Annotated in this window: 16 protein-coding genes and 1 pseudogene; 13 read left to right on the top strand and 4 right to left on the bottom strand. The window is 72.5% G+C overall.

The window, feature by feature from the left end:
- Nucleotides 1-20 precede the first annotated feature (20 nt).
- On the top strand, nucleotides 21-1,685 hold the full coding sequence (locus ACLJQF_RS28110) for an alpha/beta fold hydrolase (protein WP_410613054.1): 1,665 nt from the start codon (nucleotides 21-23) through the stop codon (nucleotides 1,683-1,685).
- On the opposite strand, the gene ACLJQF_RS28105 is transcribed toward ACLJQF_RS28110, so the two are convergent.
- Nucleotides 1,669-3,303 (bottom strand): DUF6461 domain-containing protein, encoded by a 1,635-nt coding sequence (locus ACLJQF_RS28105; protein WP_410613052.1) that lies wholly within the window; start codon nucleotides 3,301-3,303, stop codon nucleotides 1,669-1,671. The genes ACLJQF_RS28110 and ACLJQF_RS28105 overlap by 17 nt on opposite strands.
- 162 nt (nucleotides 3,304-3,465) lie before the next feature.
- Here ACLJQF_RS28105 and ACLJQF_RS28100 point away from each other — a divergent pair, with 162 nt between their 5' ends.
- The 5 genes from ACLJQF_RS28100 (at nucleotide 3,466) to ACLJQF_RS28080 (ending at nucleotide 10,204) form a co-directional block, all read left to right on the top strand.
- The gene (locus ACLJQF_RS28100; RefSeq protein WP_410613050.1) at nucleotides 3,466-6,711 is read left to right on the top strand and encodes a DUF4132 domain-containing protein; all 3,246 of its coding nucleotides are present in this window, start codon (nucleotides 3,466-3,468) and stop codon (nucleotides 6,709-6,711) included.
- A gap of 578 nt (nucleotides 6,712-7,289) precedes the next feature.
- Nucleotides 7,290-8,684, top strand: a complete 1,395-nt coding sequence (locus ACLJQF_RS28095) for a cellulase family glycosylhydrolase (protein ID WP_410613048.1) — start codon at nucleotides 7,290-7,292, stop codon at nucleotides 8,682-8,684.
- 113 nt (nucleotides 8,685-8,797) lie between these two features.
- Nucleotides 8,798-9,157 (top strand): ArsR/SmtB family transcription factor, encoded by a 360-nt coding sequence (locus ACLJQF_RS28090; RefSeq protein WP_410613046.1) that lies wholly within the window; start codon nucleotides 8,798-8,800, stop codon nucleotides 9,155-9,157.
- Nucleotides 9,154-9,642 (top strand): SRPBCC family protein, encoded by a 489-nt coding sequence (locus tag ACLJQF_RS28085; protein ID WP_410613044.1) that lies wholly within the window; start codon nucleotides 9,154-9,156, stop codon nucleotides 9,640-9,642. Before ACLJQF_RS28090 ends, ACLJQF_RS28085 begins: the two co-directional genes overlap by 4 nt.
- A gap of 1 nt (nucleotide 9,643) precedes the next feature.
- Entirely contained in the window at nucleotides 9,644-10,204 is a 561-nt protein-coding gene (locus ACLJQF_RS28080; protein WP_410613042.1) for a TIGR03086 family metal-binding protein, read from the top strand.
- Between the two features lie 5 nt (nucleotides 10,205-10,209).
- Here the strand turns inward: ACLJQF_RS28080 and ACLJQF_RS28075 are convergent, their stop codons facing one another.
- Nucleotides 10,210-10,590, bottom strand: coding sequence for a VOC family protein (locus ACLJQF_RS28075; protein ID WP_360175581.1), 381 nt, complete (start codon nucleotides 10,588-10,590; stop codon nucleotides 10,210-10,212).
- Between the two features lie 118 nt (nucleotides 10,591-10,708).
- On the opposite strand from ACLJQF_RS28075, the gene ACLJQF_RS28070 reads away from it, so the two are divergent.
- From ACLJQF_RS28070 to ACLJQF_RS28040, 7 genes are all read left to right on the top strand, one after another.
- The gene (locus ACLJQF_RS28070) at nucleotides 10,709-13,765 is read left to right on the top strand and encodes an MGH1-like glycoside hydrolase domain-containing protein (protein ID WP_410613040.1); all 3,057 of its coding nucleotides are present in this window, start codon (nucleotides 10,709-10,711) and stop codon (nucleotides 13,763-13,765) included.
- A 110-nt stretch (nucleotides 13,766-13,875) separates the two neighbouring features.
- The gene (locus tag ACLJQF_RS28065; RefSeq protein WP_410613038.1) at nucleotides 13,876-15,204 is read left to right on the top strand and encodes a cellulose binding domain-containing protein; all 1,329 of its coding nucleotides are present in this window, start codon (nucleotides 13,876-13,878) and stop codon (nucleotides 15,202-15,204) included.
- A gap of 67 nt (nucleotides 15,205-15,271) precedes the next feature.
- The gene (locus tag ACLJQF_RS28060; protein ID WP_410613036.1) at nucleotides 15,272-15,871 is read left to right on the top strand and encodes a TetR/AcrR family transcriptional regulator; all 600 of its coding nucleotides are present in this window, start codon (nucleotides 15,272-15,274) and stop codon (nucleotides 15,869-15,871) included.
- Nucleotides 15,872-15,911: 40 nt separating this feature from the next.
- Nucleotides 15,912-16,910, top strand: coding sequence for a LacI family DNA-binding transcriptional regulator (locus tag ACLJQF_RS28055; protein ID WP_410613034.1), 999 nt, complete (start codon nucleotides 15,912-15,914; stop codon nucleotides 16,908-16,910).
- Between the two features lie 151 nt (nucleotides 16,911-17,061).
- Nucleotides 17,062-18,411: an ABC transporter substrate-binding protein gene (locus tag ACLJQF_RS28050; protein ID WP_410613032.1), complete on the top strand. Its 1,350-nt coding sequence runs from the start codon at nucleotides 17,062-17,064 to the stop codon at nucleotides 18,409-18,411.
- 8 nt (nucleotides 18,412-18,419) lie between these two features.
- On the top strand, nucleotides 18,420-19,364 hold the full coding sequence (locus ACLJQF_RS28045; RefSeq protein ID WP_410613030.1) for a carbohydrate ABC transporter permease: 945 nt from the start codon (nucleotides 18,420-18,422) through the stop codon (nucleotides 19,362-19,364).
- A gap of 56 nt (nucleotides 19,365-19,420) precedes the next feature.
- Nucleotides 19,421-20,221, top strand: a complete 801-nt coding sequence (locus ACLJQF_RS28040; protein ID WP_410613271.1) for a carbohydrate ABC transporter permease — start codon at nucleotides 19,421-19,423, stop codon at nucleotides 20,219-20,221.
- On the opposite strand, the pseudogene ACLJQF_RS28035 reads toward ACLJQF_RS28040, so the two are convergent.
- Nucleotides 20,220-21,365: pseudogene (locus ACLJQF_RS28035) on the bottom strand (FtsW/RodA/SpoVE family cell cycle protein); the annotation flags it as partial. The gene ACLJQF_RS28040 and the pseudogene ACLJQF_RS28035 sit on opposite strands and share 2 nt — an antisense overlap.
- Before the next feature lie 136 nt (nucleotides 21,366-21,501).
- The gene (locus tag ACLJQF_RS28030) at nucleotides 21,502-22,512 is read right to left on the bottom strand and encodes a DUF5914 domain-containing protein (protein WP_410613028.1); all 1,011 of its coding nucleotides are present in this window, start codon (nucleotides 22,510-22,512) and stop codon (nucleotides 21,502-21,504) included.
- Nucleotides 22,513-22,550: the final 38 nt, after the last annotated feature.

Raw genomic sequence — 22,550 nt, 5'->3', positions numbered from 1 at the left:
CGTCCCGAGCTGGGCTGGCGGTGGCTGTCACGGTCCTCGTGGCGGCCACGGCGCCCGCTGCCGCCACCACGCCCGACCCTCTCGCGCCGTACCGGGGCCAGGAGGTCTCCTGGGGCGCCTGCCCGTTCGAGAAACGGAGCCAGCCCCGCCCGGTGCAGTGCGCGCGGATCACCGTCCCGCGGGACTGGGCGGCCCCGTCCCCCGGCACCGACCTGCAGGTGGCGATCAGCCGCGCGGCGGCCACCGGCGGCCGGCAGGGCGCGATCTTGGTCAACCCCGGCGGGCCCGGCGGCCGGGGAACGGCGCTCGCGGGGGCGCTGGCCGGACTGGAACCGGCGGTGAACGAGCACTACGACGTCATCGGCATGGACCCCCGCGGTACCGGCCAGGAAGGCGGCAAGGACGAGGGGTACGTGTGCCGGGTGCCGCTGGGGCGGCTGCCGCAGGACGACGACCTCGACGCCCGTGACCGCTCGGCGGACAGCATCGCGCTGCACCAGCGGACGCCGCGAGTGCTGGCCGAGGCGTGCCAGAGCGACGCGCTCGCGCCGTTCGTCACCACCTGGCAGACCGCGCACGACATGGACCTGATCCGCACGCTGCTGGGTGACGAGAAGCTCAACTACCTCGGCTTCTCCTACGGCACCTGGCTCGGCGCGAAGTACGCGTCGCTCTTCCCGGACCGCGCCGGGAAGATGGTGCTCGACTCCAGCGTCAACTTCGAAGGCCGCCTCCAGGCCGCGTTCGAGGCGTTCCCGAAGATCGACCAGCGTCAGTTCGACCGCGTCTACGCGCCGTGGCTGGCCCGCCGGTTCCCGGAGCAGCTCGGCAAGACCGCCGGGGAGGTCCGGGTCACGTGGGAGCGGCTGCGGGCCTACTTCAAGAGCCAGGGCGTGCCACCCGACGTCTTCGACTCGGTCTTCGTCGGCAACGGCAGCGCCCGGCAGTGGATGACCGGCGCCCTGATCCTCACCAAGGGCGTGGCGGCGCTCGAGGGCAAGACCACCCCGCCGCCCGCCGCGCTGCGGAGCGACCTCGACCGAGCTTCGCGTGCCGTCTTCGGCCGTCCGGCGGACCGGCTGACCGCCGCCGACGTGGCGGCGAACCCGCCGGAGCCCGACTACGCCGACGTCCCGGGTACGCGGCTGGCCGTGGCGTGCGGCGATCAGCCGACGCGGACGGCGAGCTGGTACAAGCTGCTCAGCGACCTGCAGGGGCCGGCCTACCCGCTGTTCGGCTGGGCGTACGGCCTGAGCGAGGCGTGCGGCTTCTGGTCCGACCCGCCGCGGCAGCAGCTGCCGACGCTCTCGCCGCGCGCCGCGAAGAACATCCTCGTCGTCCAGGGCGAATTCGATCCCCAAACCGGTTACGAGCAGGCGGAAGCGGCGGCGCGGGCAGCCGGGATCCCGATGATCTCGGTGGCGGATTCGCCCTTCCACGGCCAGTACGCGGTCAGCGGGAATTCCTGTGTGGACGATCTGGTGAACGGCTTCTACCTCGGCGGCGCGCGACCGGCGGCCACCATCTGCCCCGGCGTCCCGCTGCCCGGGGAGCACCAGTTGTACCCGGTGCCGGGCCCGGCGGGCGAGCCGTCCCAGACGACGGCGCCCGTGCCCCGGGACGCCGCCTCGAACGTCCGGGAACGGCTTCAGGACGACATCAGCGCGGTCAACCGCGGTCGCTGATCCGGTACGCCACCCCGCGCCGGTCGATGTCCTCCAGGTCTTCCGGGTAGAGCCCCCGGCCGGTGAACCGCTCGACCGCGACCAGGCCCTTCTCGGTTCGGTCGTGGTAGTCCTCCAGGTCGAGACCGGCCAGCGCCGCGACGACGTCCTCGTCCGCGGACGGCTCGCTCAGGCCCGGCTCGAACGAAGCGAGGACTTCGCCGGCGCGGGCGAAGGACAACCGCGTCACCGCGTTGACGTTCCAGAACATGCTCGCCACCCGGCCGGCGCGGGACGCCGCGGTGAGCACGGGCGCTCGGGAGCCGTAGTAGCCGTTCTCCTCGATCGCCACCACGACACCGTCGAGGTCCAGCACCGCCAGCCACGGGTCTGCGTACGCCTCGCGCAGCTCCTCCAGCGGCTCGGGCCGGGCGGGGTCCGCCCCGAACGCGCGGATGACCTCCTCGGCGGACTGGCCGGTGGCGACCGTGACCGTCGCCGCGACCGTCAGCCGGGACCGGCCGATCCAGCGGTAGTGCGCCTCGGGCCGGTCCACGACCGGTGGCTCCGGCTCGCCGCGCAGGCGGTGGCCGAGGCGGTCCGCCCGGGCGTGCACCACCGGCGGTCCGGGCGGCGCCGCCCAGATCCAGAGGTCGTAGCCCTCGACCTCCGGGTCGTCGCGGCCGTAGGCGTGCACGCGGACGCGGTAGTCGCCGGGCCACGGCGGTGTCGTCACTTCCCCGCCCACGCCGGCCGAGCCGTGCTCCGCGCGCCAGCTGAGGTCGACGACCTCCTCCCAGCCCAGGGTTTCCGCCGTGGCCGGTGGCTCGGCCAGCACCCGGATGCCGACCCGGACCGGGCCGTTCTCCGTGCCGGTGCGGACGACCACGCCACCGTCGGCGGTCTCCGCGAGGCCGTTGCCCCCGAAGTCGCCGAAGGCCGGGAAACCCCCTTCGGTCAACGCGAAGACGTGGTCGCGGACCGCCACGGACGTGCTGCCGGACTGCGGCAGCCGGTACTCGGCCCGCTGCTTGTCGCGCAGGGCCGCCGCGTAGCCGTCGGGCATCGGTGCCGAGCGGAGCAGGATTGCCGCCGCTCCGAGCGCCGTCCCGACGATGCCCGCGATGCCGGGGCTGCCGGCTTCGCGCGCGGCGATCGTCGCGGTCACCAGCGCGATCGCGAGATGGTGGGCTCCGTGCGCGGCCGCGATCGCCGCTTCGTCGCCTTCGGCGGTGAGGGGGATTTCAGCCGCCAAGCCGGTGGTCGACTCCGCCACCAGCTCGAGGAGACCGGGCCGAAGCCGGTGCAGCAACCGCGTCTCCCGCAGGGCTTCCGCCTCGCTGTCCGAGGTGAGGAAGCCGAACGTGCCGTCCGGCGGCGGCTTCGGCGCGGCCGCGACCGGCGGCGCCGCAACGACGAGCGAGGCCAGCGGCAGCTCCACCGCTCCGTGCACGCGCTCGATCACCCACGCCGGCAGGGTTCTGAGCGACTTCAGCACCTCGGGCTCGGGTACGTCCGGGAACGACCGGCGTTCCGGCTCCGACCGCAGCCGGCCCAGTGTCGCGGCGGGCGCGGGCGGGATCACGGCGCGGACGGCCGGTACGACGGCGGCCACGACAGCGGCAAGGTCCTCCCCCATGCCACCCACTGTGCCAGAAACCCACTGTGCCAGAAACGGGTCTGGAGCTGCAGACCGCCGGAAATTGTCGGACCCCTCCCGTAGCCTTCGGCCCAGCATCGACCGACTTGGGGGGCAGCAGTGAGCGAGACTTTCGTACCGGATCCCGAGTGGAGACCGTACGTGCACGTGCGGCGGGGCGGGTCGGTCCCGCCGGAGGCCGAGCCCGCGGCGGACGCGGTCGCCTGGTGGCGGGCCGGGGTGGCCGGGGAAGACGTGGCGACCGCCGCGTTGCGGAATCCGGCGAGCGATCCGGAGCTGGTCGGCGCCGCCCGAGCGGGCGACGAGGAGGTGCTGGGCGCGGCAGTCCTGGCGGTGCTGCTGTACAGCGGCCTGAGCCGGAAAGCCGGTGGAAAGCAGGAGACGTGGCGGATCGCCGACGCGTGGTGGGCACGGGGGCCCGGGTTCGCGGTCCGGGCCGCGGCCACCCTGACCCAGGTCGTGCACGCCGACCACTACCACGACGGGACCGCGCTGCTGCAACGGTGGACGGATTCGTGCCGGCACTTCCGTCCGGCGGACCACCCGTTGTTCCGGCGGCTGCGCACGCTCCTCGCCGCGGTCGATGCCGCAGGCTACGAGGCGGCGGCTTCGGCACTGGCCGCGTGCCGGGCCGGCCTGCCCGGCAAGGTGGCGGCCTCCTACCTGGTGCCCACCCGCGAGGACTGGGCCGGCGAGCTGGTGGCGGAAGCCCGGCCGATCGGGGACTTCTCTTTCGACTGGGCGTCGGTGCTGCAGGCACTGTCCACAAGGGAGCAGCTCGAAGCGGTGCCGACCGCGGTGCTCCAGCGGTTCCTGTGGCACGCAGAGGTCCGCCACACGCTGCTCGACGCGATGGGAGCCGCCTCGGCGCCCACGTTCGCCCGCGCCGTCGATGCCGATCCGGGCGGCGGTGACTCCCGCAAACTCCTGTTGTCCGTGCTGGCCGGCCTGCCCGGCGACGAGACGTTCGAGCTGCTCGTGGCACGGCTGGGACAGAAGCACGTGCAGCCGCTCGTCACCGCCGCGATGGCGCGGACGCCGGAGCGTGCGGTGAGGCTGCTGGCCCGGGGCGCCACGGCGCACGCGGGGTACGCCGAAGAGGCGGGCTTCCTGCTGCGCGGCCACGTCACGGCTCATCCCGACGTCGCGGCCGCGGTGCTGCCCGGCCTCGAAGGCGAAGAGCGGGCGCTGGTCGAACGCGCCCTGCAGGGCGAAGAGCGGCTGCCGGCCGTGGCCGGGGCGGCCCTGCCGCGGGTGCTCGCGGATCCGCCGTGGGCCGCGAACCGCCCCCGGCGCGAACCCATCGTCCTCAGTGGACTGAGCAGCCCGGCCGAGCCGAGGCTGGAGTGGGCCCCCGAAGAACAGGCCGATTGGGCGGGGCAGCACACCCGGCTCCACCGCGGCTTGTACGGCGGCTGGCAGCGCGCGGCCGGGGAGTACGACGCCGGGAAGCTGTACGAGCCGGACGCGCCGCCCCTGTTCGTGCAGGCCCCCGATGACTGGGTGCGCGAGCGGCTGGCGGCGTGGCGCCCGGCCGACGCCTCGGACGGCGAGGTCTGGGGTCGCGTCCTGGCGAGCCGGCACGGGCTGCTCGCCTACCGGCCCCTGCTGGCGATGGCGACGGCGAACCCGGGGCAGCGCGGCGAAGTGCTGCTGCCGTACGTGAGCCCCGAGATCGCCATGCTCATGGCGGACTGGCTGGTCCGGCTGAAAACGGCCCGCAAGGTCGCCCTGGCGTGGCTCGACCGGCACCTGACCGACGCAACGAGGTTCCTGGTGCCGGTGGCACTGGGGCCGGCCGGCACGAGCAGGCGCACCGCCGAGGCCGCGCTGCGCGTGCTGGCCAAGAGCGGGCACGAAGCGGCCGTGTCCGCGGCGGCCGCCCACCACGGCACTCAGGCGGCCGAGGCCGTCGCCGAACTGCTCGTCGCCGACCCGCTGGAAGTCCTTCCGGTGCGGCTGCCGGTCCCCGGCGCGTGGGCGGACCCGGCGGTGCTGCCCCAGATCCGTGTCCGCGGCGGCGAACAGGCACTGCCCGACCGGGTGATCCCCCACGTGCTCATGCTGCTCGCCTTGTCGAAGCCCGGAGAGCCCTACCCGGGGCTGGCGCAGCTCCGCGACTTCTGCGACCCGGCGTCGCTGGCCGAGTTCGCCTGGGCGCTGTTCCGCCGCTGGCGGGCCGCGGACTACCCGGCGAAGGACGGCTGGGTGCTCACGGCCCTGGGTCTCCTCGGCGACGACGCCGTGGTGCGGGAGCTGAGCCCGCTGATCCAGGCGTGGCCGGGCGAAGGCGGGCACGCCCGGGCGACCGCGGCCCTCGACGTACTGGCCGGCATCGGCACCGATCTCGCGCTGCGGCACCTGAATTCCATTGCGCAGAAGGTGAAGTTCAAGGGGCTCAAGCTGAAGGCGCAGGAGAAGATCACCGCCGTCGCCGAAGGGCTCGGCTTGTCGGCCGAACAACTGGCCGACCGGCTGGTGCCCACGCTCGGTCTCGACGAGGCGGCCACCACGCTGATCGACTACGGCTCCCGCCGGTTCGTGGTCGGCTTCGACGAGCAGCTCAAACCGTACGTCACCGACCCGGACGGCAAACCACGCAAGGCACTGCCGAAGCCGGGCGCGAAGGACGACCCCGAACTCGCGGCGGCCGAGTACAAGCGGTTCACCGCCCTGAAGAAGGACGTCCGCGCGGTCGCGGCCGAGCAGATCCCCCGCCTGGAGTCGGCCATGGTGCTGGGCCGCCGCTGGCCGGCGGCGGAGTTCACCGAGCTGCTGGCCGGCCACCCGCTGCTGGTCCACCTGGTCCGCCGCCTGGTCTGGTGCACCACGGCCGGCCGGACGTTCCGCTGCGCCGAAGACGGCACGTACGCCGACGTCCACGACGAGGAGTACACCCTCCCGGAGACGGCCGAGGTCGGCGTGGCCCATCCCCTGGAGTTCGCCGACGAGCCGGCGGCGTGGTCGGCGCTGTTCGCGGACTACGAGATCCTCCAGCCGTTCCCCCAGCTGGGCCGCCCGGCGGCCCGGCTGGAGGAAGCCGAGCGGTCGGCACCGACGTTGGAGCGGTTCGCGAACCGCACGGTCCCGACGGGCAAGCTCCTGGGCCTGACGAAGCGGGGCTGGCGCCGGGGCCCGGCCCTGGACAACGGCGTGGAGGGCTGGATCCTCCGCCCCACCCCCGGCGGCGGCGCGGTGGTGGTGAACCTCGACCCGGGCATCATCGTCGGGCTGCCGGCCGAGGAACCGGAGCAGAAGCTCACCGACATCTGGCTGGACGAGAAAGGCGAGGGAAACTGGAGCCCCCGGGGTGCGAGAGTATTCGGCGAACTGGATCCGGTGACGGCCTCGGAGCTGCTCGGCGAGCTGACCGACCTGACCCGGTGAGCACGAAATGGCACGCCGCAACGCTTTCGGCCACGAACGTCCCGGGCAACCATGGGGAGCGGACGGGCGAGCCGCGATTCGGCGGCGAAGATCTGCGGCGGCAGGAGTAGGCGCCGTTCGAGGACACCCGGGCGCCGCCGGCGGCGCCCGGGACCTTCTGCGGCACGAGGCCCACGGCTCAACCGGGCTCCGCAGGGGCCGAGTTCGTCCCTGGTGGACACCGGGTCGGCCCCGGGCGTGGCCTGCGCCAGGTGGATCACCGCCTCCGCCCGGCCGGCACCATCGGCGAGGACGTCGAGTGCGGCGAGCCCGCCCCGGAGCGCGGTGGTCCCGGCCGCCACGACGGCCGCCTCCGCGCCGTCGCTGCGGGCGAGCGCCTCGACGGTGTGACCCGCCCGCACCAGCTCCGCGATCGTGGCCCGGCCGATGTAGCCGGACCCGCAGGGCAGCACGCCCGCGACGAACTGGCGCGACCCGTCGTCGCGGGACCCTTGACGCCGGCCCGCGCCGGATGTTCTCATCTCTGGGAGCGCTCCCAGCCTGATGAAACCCTCGAACACCGGATCATAGGGAGTTCAATGAAGCGCTCCATCGCTGCGCTGGCGGCCGCCGGCGCGACGGTTCTCGGCTGCACCGCCGTGCTCACCATCCCCCAGGCCTCGGCCGCCGCCCAGGGCTGCCGGGTCGACTACACCGTCACCAACCAGTGGCAGGGCGGGTTCCAGGCCGGCGTCAAAGTCACCAACCTGGGCGACGCCGTCACCGGCTGGTCGCTGAAGTTCGCCTTCCCCGACGCCGGCCAGAAAGTCGCCCAGGGCTGGAACGCCACCTGGTCGCAGTCCGGCACCACCGCGACCGCGGCCAACGCCGACTGGAACCGGACCCTCGCCACGGGTGCCGCCACCGACCTCGGCTTCACCGGCACCACAACCGGCGCCAACCCGATCCCGACGTCCTTCACCCTGAACGGCGTCACCTGCACGGGGTCGACGACACCCACCACCACACCCAGCACGCCCACGACCACCACCACGCCATCCCCCGGCGGCACGCCGCTCGCCGCCAACGGACAGCTGCACGTCTGCGGCGTGCACCTGTGCAACGAGGCGAACCGGGCGATCCAGCTGCGCGGCATGAGCACGCACGGCCTGCAGTGGTTCGACTCCTGCTACAACGACGCCTCGCTGAACGCCCTGGCGAACGACTGGCACGCCGATCTGCTCCGCATCGCCATGTACGTGCAGGAAAAGGGGTACGAGACCAACCCGGCCTGGTTCACCGACCGGGTCAACAGCCTCGTCGGCGAAGCCGAAGAACGCGGCATGTACGCGATCATCGACTTCCACACCCTCACCCCGGGCGACCCGAACTACAACCTCGACCGCGCCAAGACGTTCTTCGCGGCGGTGGCCGCGCGCAACTCGGCCCGGAAGAACGTGATCTACGAGATCGCCAACGAACCCAACGGCGTCAGCTGGAGCGGCATCAAGACCTACGCCGAGCAGGTCATCCCGGTGATCCGCGCCGCCGACCCGGACGCCGTCGTGATCGTCGGCACCCGCGGGTGGTCGTCCCTCGGCGTTTCCGACGGCTCCAGTGAAACCGAGATCGTCAGCAACCCCGTCAACGCCACGAACATCATGTACACGTTCCACTTCTACGCCGCCAGCCACAAGGACAACTACCGCGCCACGGTGAGCCGGGCCGCCGCGAGGCTACCGCTGTTCGTCACGGAGTTCGGCACGGTGACCGCCACCGGCGGCGGCACGCTCGACCAGCCGAGCACCACCGCCTGGCTGGACCTGCTCGACCAGCTGCAGATCGGCTACGCGAACTGGACGTACTCCGACGCGGACGAAAGCAGTGCCGCGCTGCGCCCGGGTACCTGTGCGGGCAGCGACTACGGCACGGGCCGGCTGACCGCGTCCGGCGCCCTGGTCCGGAGCCGCATCGACACGCCCGACCACTTCTGATCCACCGGGCGGGGTTCCGTACGCGGAGCCCCGCCCTTTCTCAACCACCAGGTTGACAGCACCCCCGGCGACGCTCTACGGTCGTATTCAACCGAAGAGTTGAGGACGAACCGGTGGACGAAGACAGCGAACGGCTCAACCGCGTGTTCGCGGCGCTGGCCGACCCGACGCGGCGCGACCTGGTGGCGCGGCTGGCCGGCGCGGACGCGACCGTGGGCGAGCTGGCCGAGCCGTACGACATGAGCCTCCAGGCCGTCTCGAAGCACGTGAAGGTGCTGGAAGAGGCCGGACTGGTGACGCGCAGCAAGGACGCCCAGCGCCGTCCGGTCCACCTGGATGCCGAGGTGTTCGACCTGATGACCAAGTGGATCGAGCGGTACCGGCGGCAGGCCGAGGAGCGCTACCGGCGCCTCGACGCCCTGCTGGGCCGCATGAGCGGCGGCGAAACCCGCCCCCGGAAGGACGCGTCATGATGCTGACGAAGCACGAAACCGAGATCCTGGCCGACGAGAAGGTCCCGACGATCCTGCTCGTCCGGGACTTCGACGCCGCACCCGAGCAGGTGTTCCGCGCCCACATCGACCCCGAGCTGTACGCGCGGTGGGTCGGACCGCATTCGGTCACCACGCGGATCACGCGGTGGGACGCGCGCACGGGTGGTGAGTGGGCCTTCGCCAACGACCGCGACGGCGAGGAGATCGCCGCGTTCCACGGCAGCTTCCACGACGTGCGGCCGAACGAGCGGATCGTGTCGACGTTCACCTACGACGGCGAGCCCGACGGCGTCGCCCTGGAAACACTGACCCTGGAGGAAATCGAGGGCGGCCGCACCCGGCTGCGGGTGCTGAGCGTGGTGCCGGACTTCGCCACCCGGGACGGCATGCTGGCCAGTGGCATGGACGTCGGGGTCAACGAGGGGTACGCCAAGCTCGACGCACTGCTCGCCACGGAGGCGTGAAATGACATCCACGGGACCCGCCCAGCGGCACGCGCAGGACGCGGCCCGCTTCACGGAACTGGCGGCGTCGGCCTCGGCCGACGATTGGACGCGCCCCAGCCCGGTCGCGGAGTGGACAGCACTCGACGTGGTGCGGCACCTGGTCGAGTGGCCGCGCGGCTTCCTCCGCGGCGCCGGGATCGAACTCCCGGCGGTGGACGTGGACGCCGACCCGGCCGGCGCCTGGAAGCAGCACGTCGCCGACATCCAGGCCATCCTCGACGACCCGGCCGGGCGGGTGCTCAGCAACCCGCACACCGGCGACCGGCCGGTGGACGAGGCGATCGACCAGTTCTACACCAACGACGTCTGGATGCACTCCTGGGATCTGGCCAGGGCGCTGGGTCGCGAGCCGGACCTCGGCGCGGAGCGCTGCGCCGCCACGCTGACCGGGATGAAGCCGATGGAGTCCTTGCTGCGCGACAGCGGGCAGTTCGGGCCGGCCGTGCCGGTGGACGACGGCGCTTCGGCGCAGGACAAGCTGATGGGCTTCCTCGGCCGCGACCCGGCCTGGCGGCCCTGAGTTCGTCACGGCCAGGCGCGGGCGAGCTTTTCGAACGTCTCCGGGTCACTGTGCACGGGGACCACGCACAGCAGGTGCCCACCGGGCGCGCGCAGGGTGTGGCACTCCAGCCAGCGGGAGACCGGTTCCGCGCCCAGGGCGGTCAGGCGGGCGACCTCCGCCGCCACGTCGTCGGTCTCGATGTCGACGTGGTAGCGGGGTTCGCCGTCGATCGCCTGGACGTCCAGGATCAAGCCGGGCAGGGCGCCGTCGAGCGCGGTGAACTGCTCTTCACCCGCCACCGGACGGGCCCGCGCCCCGAGCGCGGCGGACCAGAACGTCGCGGCCGCCCCGGCCTCGGCGGTGGGCGTGTCGATGAAGATCCCGAACAACCGGCTGCGGTGCACGATCCGAGGCTACTCACCCGCAGAACCGGATACAACGTTGTAAAGCGTATTTACAACGTTGTATCGGACCGGCTACCGTCTCCCTGCCCGGTCCCCGAGGAGTACGAGGAGCGTCGGCATGCGCTCGGTTCGACGTCTGTGCACGGTCCTGACCACGCTCGTCACCCTGTCCGCCGCCGTGCTCCCCGCGGCGGCGGCCGAGACCGGCCCACCGCCGATGTACCCCGGCGTCGGTCCCGGGACGCACCTGTTCGACCACGCGGCGAAGCTCGCCGACCTGACCGATCCCGGCTGGTACGAAGCCAACATCCCCTTCGTCGACCTGCCCGACAAGGCGATCGAAGACACCTACTACTACCGGTGGCGGACCTACCAGGAAGCCCTGAAGTACACCGGGCCCGGGGACGGCTGGATCGTCTCCGAATTCCTCGGCCCGGTCGGGTACTCCGCCCCCGGCGGCGGGATCGACGCCGCCGCCGGGCACCACCTCTACGAAGGGCGGTGGCTGCGGGATCACCGCTACCTCGACGACTACGTCGACTACTGGCTGCGCGGCAGCGGCGCGAGCGCCAAGCCGGCGACCGACGGCCTCAACGAAAACACCACCGACTGGGCCCACGAATACTCCTTCTGGGCCGCCGACGCGGTGCTCGCGCGGGCCTCCGTCGACGGCCGGTGGGACTTCGCCGTCGACCGGATCCCCGAACTGCAACGGCAGTGGGCCGCCTGGTCACCGCAGTTCGACCCGCAACTCGGCCTCTACTGGCAGGTTCCGGTCTGGGACGCCATGGAGTACACCGCGAGTTCCTACCAGAGCCCGGATCCCTACCACGGCGGCGCCGGCTTCCGCCCGACGCTCAACGCCTACCAGTACGGCGACGCGCGGGCCATCGCGAGCCTCCTGCGCCGGCGCGGCGCTCCCGGCGACCGGCAGCTCGCCGACTCCTACGACCGGGATGCCCGCTCCCTGCAAGCGAATCAGGACAGCCTTCTGTGGGACGGCGGCGACCGGTTCTACAAACACGTCATGCGGGACGACAATCCCGCGCGCACCAGGATCGCGGACCGCGAACAGCTGGGGTTCGTGCCCTGGTACTTCCACATGGCGCCCGCCGGCGCCGCCGCCGCGTGGGCGCAGGTGACCGATCCGGCGGGGTTCGCGGCTCCGTTCGGGCCCACCACGGTCGAGCGGCGGAGCCCGTGGTTCATGCACGACGCCCTCGTGGGGTGCTGCCGCTGGTCGGGTCCGAGCTGGCCCTACGCGACCAGCCAGACCCTCACCGCGCTGGCGAACCTGCTCGCCGACTATCCCCCGCAGCCGTACGTCTCGACGCAGGACTACTACGCCATGCTGCGCGGATACGCCCTCACCCAGCGGAAGAACGGCCGGCCCTACGTCGCCGAAGCGCACCACCCCGACGAAGACCGCTGGCTGTACGACTCCCCCGGGCACAGCGAGGACTACAACCACTCGACGTTCGACGACCTCGTGCTGTCCGGGCTGCTCGGCATCCGGCCCCAGCAGGGCGACCACGTGCGGCTCGCGCCGCTCGTTCCGTCCACTTGGGACCACTTCGCCGTCGAAAACGTGCCGTACCACGGCCGCAACCTGACCCTCGCCTGGGACCGGGACGGCCACGTCTACCGGCAAGGCGCCGGGCTGAGCGTCTGGCTGGACGGCAACCTGGTGCACCGCCAGGCCGGCCTGACGCCGGTCGACGTGCCGGTGCGCCCGGGCAAGGCGGCCGACGCCGCCCCCGTCGTCGACGACCTGGCGAACATCGACCGCACGGGCTACCCCGTCGCGTCCGCGTCCTACACCTGGCACGGAGACAGCCCGGCGAACGCCATCGACGGCCAGGACTTCGCCCTCGACGTCCCGTCGACGCGCTGGACCAGCTACGGCAGCCCGAACCGGAGCGACTGGCTGGCCGTCGACCTCGGCGCGGCGACCGACGTCTCCGACCTCCGGATTTCCTTCTACGACGACGGTGGCGGCGTCCGCACCCCGGACACCTTCGCGCTCCAATACCGCACCACCGAGGGGTCGTGGGCCGAGCTTCCCGGCCAGCAACGGGATCCCGGCACACCGGTGCGGGGCAAGCCGAACCGCGTCGTCGTCCAGCCGCCGGTCCGCACCGACGCACTCCGCATCCTGCCGTCCAGAGTGGACGGTGGTGCCGTGGGCATCACGGCGGTGCAGGCGTGGCGCGCCGAGGACGAGCGGCTCGACGTCCGGCTCCAGGACGGCCCGGCGAGCGTGCGGCCCGGGCACCCGGTCGAGGTCGGCGGCTCGGTCCGCAGTTCGCGGGCGATGACCGTCCGGCCTGCCCTCACGCTGCCCCGCGGCTGGACGGCCCAGCCGATCGGCCCGATCGGCGACCTCCGGCTCGCCCCGGGACGGCCCGTCCCGCTGCGGTGGCGGGTGACGGCCCCCGCGGACACGCCGGTGGGCACCCGGGTGCCGGTGCGGCTGCTGGTCAGCACGCTCGACCACGGCACTCCGGTGCGCAGCACCGGCGACGTCCTGCGGGCGAAGGTCGGGTTCGATCCCGCCGACTTCGGCACCCCGGTGTGGGACGACGACTTCACCGGGGACCGGCTGAACGCCTACCGGATCGGCGGGCGGTTCGGGGAACCGGTCCCCGAACTGAGCCAGGCGGACGGCGCCCTGGTCGCCTCCGCGACCCGGCAGTCCGCCGCCGTGCTGATGGCGCCGGTGGCCGCCCCGGCCGGCGACTTCGCGGTACTCCTCGAACCCCGCGCCTTCGCCGGGGGTGCGCCGGAGGACAGCGTGCTCCTCGGCCGCGCCGCGGGGCCCGACGATCTGGCCCTGGCCTGGTACAACCACCACTTCGGCACGTCCGGCGCGGACGTGCGCGCGGGTGGGCGCGACTACGGCGACGACGTGACCGGCGGGTGCTGCGCCGCGGTCACCTGGTCTCCGGGCGACCGGTTCGCGGTCGTGTCGGACCACCGGGGCGGGCTGACGAGCTGGCTGGGCCACCAAGGCCGCTGGCAGCTCCTGCGCACGATCCCGATGGGCACGATCCCGACGGGCACGGCCGTCGGCCCGGAGCGGATCGCCGGCTGGTCGCCCGCGATCGGCCTGCGGCTGACCACGGGACGGCTGACCCTCGAGCGGCTGACCGTCGTGGCCCGCGGACCCGCCTGAGGACTCGATTGACAAACAGCCCGTCCACGGGGGACTCTGGGAGCGCTTCCAGACAGTGCCGCCGGGGCCGCTTCCGCCTGCCGCGGTACCGACAGGCGGAAGGAGCGTCCATGGGATCCACCTCCCGCCGGCCGGCCGCACGCCCGGGTGTGCTCGCTGTGATCGCCGTGCTCGTCGTGGGTGTTTCCGTGCTGTGGCCATGGAATTCGGGCGCCGCGCCGGCCGCACCCGTCACCGGCAACGCGACCCACTTCGACGCACTCGGCGCCCCTTACGGCGGCTGCGGCCTGCCGCAGGACGTGCTCGATTCGCCCGATTTCGTCGCCCTCAACGTCTACAACACGCCCGGCGACTACAGCTTCTACCCGCGGCCGATCCCGCCGGCGCAGGCCGCCAAGATCGGCCTGTGGGACAACGGCCGCAACTGCGGGCGGTTCGTGCAGGTCACCATCGGCGAGTACTGCACCGGCGTCAACGACGGCGCGCCGGGACAGCCGTTCTGCCGCAACGGGTCCTGGGTGAGCGACGGCTACGCCGGCGCCCAACTGACCATGGTCGTGGCCGACAGCTGCGGCGACTCGAACGCGTGGTGCCGCGACGATCCGGCGCACCTCGACCTCTCGACCGCGTCGCTCAACCGGTTCGTGAAGAACGGCGTCCCGGTCGGGGACATGAACCCCGCGCACTGGAACAACCGGCGGGTCTCCTGGTCCTACGTGGCCGCCCCGAACTACACCGGCGACCTGAAACTCGGCTTCCTCCAAGGCTCGCAACGGTATTGGACGGCCATCGCCGTGTCACACCTGCCCAACGGCGTGCACGGCGTGGAGTTCCTCGGCGCGGACGGCAGCTGGCAGCAGGCGCAACCGGACAGCGACCTCGGCCAGGCCTTCATCATCGGCCCGACCGCCACGGCGGGCACCGCGTACGCGATCCGGGTCCGGGACGCGGGTGACGCGCTCGTCAACGACGGCCGCGTCTACCGCTTCACGTTGCCGGACCGGTGCCTTTCGGGGTGTGCGGCCGCCTACACGGGCATCAGCTACACGACCGGGACCGGCACCCCCACCACAACTCCGACAACTCCGACAACTCCGACCACGCCGACGACTCCCACCACGCCGACCACGCCGGCCGGGGCGTCGTGCGCGGTGACGTCGGCGGTCACGTCCTCGTGGAACGGCGGCTACCAGCTGGAGTTCACCGTGAAGAACACCGGTCCGGCCGCGCTGTCCGGCTGGACCACGGCGTTCTCGTTCGCGGGCAGCCAGCAGCTGACCAACTCGTGGAACGCCGCGGCGACCCAGACGGGACAGCAGGTGCGGGCGGCCAACCAGACCTACAACGGGACGCCGGCCGCCGGGGCGACGACGACCTGGGGCGCGGTCGTGACCGGCACGGTTCAGCCCTTGGCCGGGTTGACCTGCACCGCCCGCTGAGCCTCCGGGGGCCCACTTCCCGCATACTTGTTAATCGACACGCAAGTTAGGTTGCTAGGCTCTGGTCATGCCCCCCGTACGCCGCACCCAGCAGGAGCGCCGCGACCAGGCCGAAGCCGCGCTGCTGACCGCCGCCGCCGAACTCGTCGTCGAGCAGGGCGTGCGTTCGCTGACGCTCGCCCGCGTCGGGGAACGCGCCGGGTACAGCCGCGGCATCGTCACCCACCACTTCGGCGGCAAGCAGGCGCTGGTCGAACGGCTCGCGCGGGCCACGCAGGCCGGGTTCGTCCCGGGGCTCGAGGACCTGCCGCCCGGCCTCGACCGCCTGCTGCGGCTGATCGACGGCTACCTCGGCGAGCTCAGCCGGATCGGAGTGTTCAACCAGGCTTTCCTGGTGCTGTGGGCGGAAGCCGCCACCCAGCCGGAGCTGGCCCCGATCTTCCGCGAGCGGGACGCCGCCTTCCGCGCCGACCTGCGCGAAGACGTCGACGCCGGCATCAAGGACGGCAGCATCGACGCGGGCACCGACGCGGAGGAGGTCGCGATCGCCGTCGTCGGCCAGCTGCGCGGGATCGCGCTGCAGCGGCTGCTCGACCCGGACAGCGTCGACACCGAGGCGCTGCGCCGGAGCGTCACCGGCCACTGGCGCCGCGCCCTGGAGCGTTGACCCCCTAGGCTCGGCGTCTGACGCGGAGGGAGGTGACGGCATGACCGAACGTGGGCGGCTGCCGCGCGTCAAGCGCGCGACGATCGAAGACGTGGCCCGGGAAGCCGGCGTCGGGCGGCAAACGGTTTCGCGGGCCCTGCGCGATCTGCCGGAGATCGCCCCGGACACCCGCGAGCGCGTGCTTGCGGCGGCGAGCCGGCTGGGCTACCGGCCGAGCGCGCTGGCGAAGGGCATGCGCATGCAGCGGTCGGACGTCATCGCCCTGATCGTCTCCGACATCGCGAACCCGTTCTACCCGGCGGTGGCGCGCGGGGTGTACGACGCGGCGGAGGCGGCCGGGTGCAGCGTCGTGCTCTACAACACCGACGCCGACCCGGGCCGGGAACGCGACGCCATCGAAGACGCACTCGCCCGCTCCGCGCGCGGGGTCGTCGGGTTCTTCTACGGCATGCCCGACGACGTCCTCGCCGACTACGCGCGCTCGGTCCCGCTGGTGGTCGCCGACCGCGAGCTGCCGGCGGAGGTGGCGGCCTCGGTGAGCAACGACTTCGCCGCCGGCACCGCGGCGGCCGTGGAACTGCTCGCCCGGCGGCCGGAAGCCTGCCTCGGCATGCTGGACAGCTCGGTCGGCGTCGCGGTCGACGAGCGGCGGCTGGCCTTCGTCGCGGCGTGCGCGGCATCGGGCTTCGGCGACGTCTCGATGCGGATCGTCCAGGGGCCGCCGACCATCCCGGGTGGGACGGAAGCGGCTCACCGGCTGCTTTCGGCGTGGCCCGAGGTCAACGGGATCTTCGCGTTCAACGACCTGATGGGCATCGGGGCGGTGCAGGCGGTGCTCGCGCGCGGCGGTGCGGTGCCGCGGGACTGCGCGGTCGTCGGCTTCGACGACCTGGAGATGTCGGCGTACCTGAACCCGCCGCTGAGCACGGTCCGGATCGACAAGTACGACCACGGCCAGGCGCTGGTCCGGGCCCTGCTGGCGGACACCGCCGACCGGATCTCGCTGCCGGTTTCGTTGATCACCCGCGCCACCGCCTGAGCCGAATCGGCCGGAAACAGCCTCTTGACGGGGTCGCACCGCGGTGCGCATACTCCCCGGGAACAACGGCCGGGAACATTCCCGGGAACGTTCCCGAGCACGATCGGCCCCGCCGCCGAGCCGAAGCCGCGCCCCGAAAGGACCGAACGCAATGGTGCGTACCTCTCCCCCGACGAAGCGGCTCCGCCGGCTGGGCGCCGCGCTCGCCGCCCTGGCCCTGGTGACCGCCGGGTGCGGCAGTGCCGACTCCGCCGCCCCCGCCGCTGCCGCCGACTGTGCTCCCGCGAGCGGGAAGATCGAGCTTTCGTTCTGGTCCTGGCTGCCCGGCATCGACCAGGCCGTCGCCCTGTGGAACCAGGGGCATCCCGACATCCACGTCACCGTCGAGCAGACGCCGCAAGGCAACCAGGGCACCTACAACAAGATGTTCACCGCGCTCAAGGCAGGCCAGGCGCCGGACCTCGGGCAGGTGGAGTTCGACTCGCTGCCCGGTTTCCGCGTCCAGCAGGGCCTGCGCGACATCTCGGCCTGCCCCGGCGTCGCGGACGCCAAGTCCAAGTTCGTCGACTGGACGTGGGCGCAGGCCTCGGTCGGCGGCGACGGCGTCTTCGCCGTCCCGCAGGACACCGGCCCGATGGGCCTGTTCTACCGCAAGGACCTGTTCGAGAAGTACCACGTGCCGGTGCCGACGACCTGGGACGAGTACGCCCAGGCCGCGAGGACGCTGCACGCCGCCGACCCCGGCCTGACCATCACGCACTTCCCGCAGAAGGACGTCAACTGGTTCGCCGGCCTGGTGTGGCAGGCGGGCGGGCACTGGTTCACCCAGGACGGCCAGCAGTGGAAGGTGAACCTGACCGATCCCGCGTCCACCAAGGTCGCCGACTACTGGCAGAACCTGCTTTCGCAGGGCCTCGTTTCGAACTACCAGGGCTTCTCCGAATCCTGGAACAAGGCGCTGGACTCCGGGCAGATCGCCACCTGGACCGGAGCCGTCTGGGGCGTGGGCACGATCGCCAAGGCCGCACCCTCGACCGCCGGGAAGTGGGCCGTGACGCCGCTGCCGCAGTGGACGAAGGGCGAGCAGCGCTCCGGCAACTGGGGTGGCTCGACCACCGCGGTGTTCGCCGGGACCAAGCACCCGGCCGAAGCGGCGCAGTTCGCGCTGTGGCTCAACAGCGACCCGCAGGCCCTCGCCATCCTGACCGCCCAGGGCGGCATCTACCCGGCCACTGTGGCCGCCCAGGAGTCGGCGAAAGCCTCGCCCGAAAACACGCAGTTCTTCGGCGGCCAGGACGTCGACGCGGTCTTCCGCGAAGCGGGCAAGGGCGTCAGCCAGGACTTCACCTGGGGACCTTCGATGGAGCAGACCTACGCCCACGTCCGTGACGGGTTCGGCGCCGCGCTGTCCGGCAACGGCACGCTCGGCAAGGCCCTCTCCGAGGCCGGCGCGGCGACGATCACCGACCTGCAACGCCAGTCCATCCCCGTGGCGAAGTAGGGACGACGATGGTTGTCGCAGCGTCCCAGACCGTCGCCGGCGCGCCCGCCCGCCCCCGGGTGGCGCGCCGGCGGCGGGCGAACGGCAGCGCCCGCGCCGCGTGGCTGCTGCTGGCCCCGTTCCTGCTCGGGTTCGCGGTGTTCTACGTGGCCCCGATCGTCGTGGCCGTGGTGAAGAGCTTCACCGCCGTCACCCGGACCTCCACCTACGGCCGTCCGGTCGAGGTGTTCGCCGGCCTGGGCAACTACCTCGCGGCCCTCGGTGACGCCGGGTTCGTCGGCTCGGTCGGGCGGGTCCTGCTGTTCGGGGTGATCCAGATCCCGGTCATGCTCGGCCTCGCCCTGGTCCTGGCCTTGGCCCTGGACTCGGCGGTCGTGCGGCTGCGGCGGTTCTTCCGGCTCGCGTTCTTCCTGCCGTACGCGGTGCCCGGCGTGATCGCCGCGGTGATGTGGGGCTTCTTCTACGCCCCGAACCTCTCGCCGGTCAACCAGCTGCTCGACCCGCTCGGCATCCACCCGGACCTGTTGTCCGGCAACGTGATCCTGTACTCGATCGCGAACATCGTCACCTGGGCGTTCACCGGGTACAACATGCTGATCCTCTATTCGTCGCTGCAGGCGATCCCGCCCCAGCTCTACGAAGCGGCCCGGCTCGACGGCGCGTCCGGCTGGGCGATCGCGTGGCGGATCAAGGTGCCGATCATCGCGCCGTCGCTGGTGCTGACCGGGGTCTTCTCCATCATCGGCACGTTCCAGCTGTTCACCGAACCGCAGGTGATGGCCGGCGTTTCGAGCGCGGTCTCGTCGTCCTACACGCCGTCGATGGCCGCCTACGCCCAGATTTCCGCCCAGAACTACGGCCTCGGCGCCGCGATGAGCGTGCTCGTCACGCTGCTCATCGCGGTCCTGTCCTGGCTGTTCTTCCGGATCACCCGCGCGAGGGCCGCCCTGTGACCACCCGTTCGAACACCCGGCGCGGCACCGGATCGTCGGTGGTCGTGACGACGGCGATGTTCGTCGCCGCCGTCTACTTCCTGCTGCCGGTGCTCTGGCTGGCGATCTCCGCCACGAAGTCCGCCTCCGACCTGTCGACGACGTTCGGCCTCTGGTTCTCCGGCAACCACCTCGGCCGCAACCTGCACGACACCGTGACGTTCGGCGACGGCCTCTACCTGCGGTGGCTGGCCAACAGCGCGCTGTACTCCGTGGTGGGTGCGGCGGCGGCCACGCTGCTGTCGGCGATGGCCGGCTACGCCCTCGCCAAGTTCACCTTCCGCGGGCGGGCCGTGACGTTCTCGGCGATCCTCGCCGGGGTGCTCGTGCCGCCGACCGCACTCGCCGTCCCGCTGTTCCTCATGCTGGCCGGCGCCGGGATGACGAACACGGTGTGGTCGGTGCTGCTGCCGAGCATGATCAGCCCGTTCGGGGTCTACCTGGCCCGGGTCTACGCGGCCGCGTCGGTCCCGGACGAGCTCCTGGAAGCCGGCCGCATCGACGGCGCGGGTGACGTGCGGATGTTCTACACCGTCAGCCTGCGCCTGATGGCCCCGGCGCTGATCACGATCTTCCTGTTCCAGTTCGTGGCGATCTGGAACAACTTCCTGCTCCCGCTGGTGATGCTGACCAGCGACCGGCTGTACCCGGTGACGCTCGGGCTGTACACGCTGAACACCCAGATCACCCGGGACCCCGACCTGAAGGCCATCGTGGTCACCGGCTCGCTGCTGTCGATCATCCCGTTGATCCTGGCTTTCCTGGCGCTGCAGCGGTTCTGGCGCACCGGGCTGGCCGCGGGCGCGGTCAAGGACTGAGCGCGTCGACCGCTTCGGGTTCGGTGCGCGCGCAGTTGGCGAGGATGCCGAACATTCCCAGGGTGACCAGCAGCGACGAGCCGCCGTAGGAAATCAGCGGCAAGGTCACCCCCGTCACCGGCAGCAGGCCGACGACGTACCCGATGTTGATCGCGGCCTGGGCGACCACCAGCAGGGTCAGCGTGCCCGCCACGAGCCGGATCCACGGGTCGGCGGCGCGGCGCGCGATCCGCGTCCCCACGATCGCGACGCCCGCGTACAGCGCGATCACCACGACGCAGCCCACGAAACCGAGTTCCTCGCCCACGAGCGCGAAGATGAAGTCGTTCTCGACGCCGGGCAGGTAGCCCCAGTTGGCGCTGCCGCGGCCGAGGCCCCGGCCGAACACCCCGCCGTCGGCGAGGGCGTACAACGCCTGGGTCGTCTGGTACGACTCGCCCGAGTCCGACAGGAACGCCAGGACCCGCCCGAGCCGGTAGTCCGCGGACAGGGCCAGCACGGCGAAACCGGCCACCGCCCCGGACACCAGCGCCGCGAACAGCCGCCCCGGGATGCCCGCGAACCACAGCAGGCCCAGCATGATCACGCCGAGGGTGATCGTGCCGCTGAGGTTCGGCTGGGCCATCACCAGCGCGAACATCAGCAGCGCCACCGGGACCACCGGCACCAGCAGGTGCCGCCGGAGGTGCAGCAGGTGCTGCTTGGCCACCAGGACGTGCGCGCACCAGAGGATCAGCGCCGGCTTGGCGAACTCGATCGGCTGGATCGACTGCCCGGCGACGACGAACCAGCGCTGGGCCCCGCCGCCGGCCGAACCCAGCGGGGTGAGCACGAGGACCAGCATGACCAGCGCCACGGCCAGCGCCTTGCTCGCCAGCGCCCGGATCCTCGCGAGCGGCAGGCGAAGGCCGAGCCAGAACACCACCGCGCCCAGGCCGAGGTAGGTGAGGTGCTTGGCGAACAGGTCGTACTGACCGCCGCCGGTGCGCGGGTCATAGGACGAGACCGACGACGCGCTCAGCACCATCACCACGCCGAGGAGTACGAGGATCCCGGTCAGCGCCAGCACGAGGTGGAACGACGCGAGCGGCCGCGTCGACCACCCGGTGAGCGCGGATCCGCGGGCCTTTTCGTCGACGTCGATGGCGCGAACCTCACCCCGCTCGGGGAAACGGCCATTCCGTTCCCAGCCGGGCCACGCTAGCCAGTTCCGGCTGGCAAGATCCTGAGAACGCCGGAGAAACCCGGCCGGTGGGCGCGAGCCGGGCGGCCGCCGGGGGTCAGCGGTGCTCCCCTCGCAGCGCGTACCGCCGCTCGGCGTAGGCGAGGTCGTCCCGCCACAACCGGGCGGCGGCGCGGCGCATGAGCGGCCGCAGCACCGGGGCCATGCGGGCCGCCCTGGCGAACCCCGGCCGTCCGGACGCGGCGATCGTCGCCTCGATCACCGCCGTGCGCGGGCGGCCGTCGGGGCCGGGGCCGAGCGGGGTGGCGTGGGTCTCCACCACGCTGCCCGTGCCCTCACCGTCCACAATGGTCATCAGCACCGTCCGGGGGCCCGGGCAGGTGAACTCGGCGATCACCGGGACGCCGATCTTCCCCGCCAGCCGGAACGTCACCTCGACGACGAACCGGTCCTCGGCCTCCGCGACGTCGACGCCCTGCGGTGCCGACAGCACGCGCAGCCGCGCGAACGAATACGGGTGGAACCAGGCGCCGTGCCACGGGTCGAGGCGGTTGGCGACGACGTCCTCCGGCTCGCAGACCCCGGTCAGCGTCGCGACGGCGTCGACCGTGGTCCCGGGCGGGCGGACCGGCACGATCGGCCGGTCCGTGGGCTGTTCGCCGCCGATCCGGTCGAGGCGGACCCAGGCGAGCACGCCGTCGTCGTGGGACGGCAGGGCCGTCCAGCCGGGCCGGTCCGCGCCGACGCGCAGGCCGTGCCAGCGGCAGACCAGTTCGCCGCAGTGCACGCGTGCCTGGTCGAGCGGCGCGCCGAGGTGGGGGCACGCACCCGGGCCGACGAGCAGCGCACCGTCCGGCCCGCGCCACGCGACCAGCTCCCGGCCGCCCACGCGCACCCCGAACGGCCGGTCGGCGCGGATGTCCCGCCCGGCGGCGAAGACGAACCAGTTGCCCGACGGGCGGGCACCCGCCCGTTTCACCGCCGCTTCGATCAGGGCGGGGCTGCAGTCGGCGTAGGTGGGTTCCTGCCGGGCCCACGCCGGCTCCCGGAACGGCTGCACCGGCCACCGCGCCGGCCAGCGCTCGATCACCTGCCGCTTGAGGTCCACCGGTCACGCTCCCGCCTGCCACGACCGGCCGAGGGGCC

The organism is Amycolatopsis sp. lyj-109 (assembly GCF_046548995.1).
Classification (GTDB): domain Bacteria; phylum Actinomycetota; class Actinomycetes; order Mycobacteriales; family Pseudonocardiaceae; genus Amycolatopsis.
The sequence above is the reverse complement of the archived record's forward strand: the minus strand, read 5'-3'. Positions and strand labels throughout refer to the sequence as shown.